The sequence below is a fragment of the Vibrio sp. 1078-1 genome, assembly GCF_033340475.1.
On the sequence record NZ_JAWOWM010000080.1, the window covers coordinates 1 to 1104 of the forward strand.

Sequence of the window (1104 nt, forward strand, 5' to 3'; positions counted from 1 at the left end):
CACCACTGCACAACCGGATGATAGATTCTGAATCACCCTTTGACTTCTAGTTGAGTTGTTTTAGGTCAATAGCGTATCTGCCTCTTTGTGCTTATACTGGGCACATTGGTTACTAGCACGAAATTTCCATGAAACAATCTTTGCAGATCTGGCTTGAAGCCGCTCGCCCTAAAACATTGCCTCTCGCTCTGGTGTCTATTTTAACTGGTAGCGTACTTGCATACTCAGCCGGTCATTTCTCTTTGACCATCGCAATCATGGCCTTTGCTACGGCAACCTTATTGCAGATTCTATCGAACTTAGCCAACGACTATGGCGATGCAGTAAAAGGCACCGACAATGAAAACCGTTTAGGTCCACAGCGTGCGATGCAGACCGGTGCCGTTAGTGCCAAACAGATGAAACAGGCGATCATTTTTAATATCGTGCTTACCGCCATCTCAGGCTTGGTTTTGGTGTTTTACGCGCTGAGCTCGCCAGAAAGCATCATCACCTTCATCGGTTTGGGTATTCTTGCCATTATCGCGGCGATTGCTTACACGATGGGCAGTAAGCCCTACGGTTATGTCGGCTTAGGCGATATCTCCGTATTCCTGTTCTTTGGTCTGCTAGGCGTATCTGGTACATACTTCCTGCATACTGGACATGTAGACACCACTCTATTCTTACCAGCTCTGGGTTGTGGTTTACTCGCGGTAGCGGTACTGAACATCAACAACATGCGTGATATCGAGAACGATCGCGAATGTGGAAAGCGCACGGTCGCCGTCCGTTTGGGTCAACACAAAGCCAAGCAGTACCACTTTATCTTGCTTGGTGGTGCTATTTTAGCGTTTGCGGCTTACTTGTTAATTCAAGACAAACCTCTGTGGATTAGCCTACCCTTCTTATTGAGTGTTTATGTCGTCATTCATCACGGTAAAGCCGTTTGGGATACAGAAAAACCTGCACAAATCGCTCCAATGCTGCCAGTTATCGTAAAATGCTCATTAGTCACTAACGTTTTGTTTGCAACAATTGTGGTAGCTCAAACTCTAGTAAGTTAAAAAAGGATTGTCATTGCATTGACTTAATGCCTAGATATACTCAAAGACAACCAATTTC

The 1104-nt window shown here is 45.4% G+C and carries 1 protein-coding gene; it reads left to right on the forward strand.

The genetic code is table 11. From position 1 onward, the window contains the following. Positions 1-128: 128 nt before the first annotated feature. Complete coding sequence (locus R7190_RS25725) at positions 129-1046, forward strand: 1,4-dihydroxy-2-naphthoate polyprenyltransferase (RefSeq protein WP_005457195.1); 918 nt, start codon at positions 129-131, stop codon at positions 1044-1046. Positions 1047-1104 lie beyond the last annotated feature (58 nt).

Coding starts and splice junctions, on each gene's coding strand:
- R7190_RS25725 (WP_005457195.1), top strand. CDS start 129: ATGAAACAATCTTTGCAGATCTGGCTTGAAGCCGCTCGCCCTAAAACA.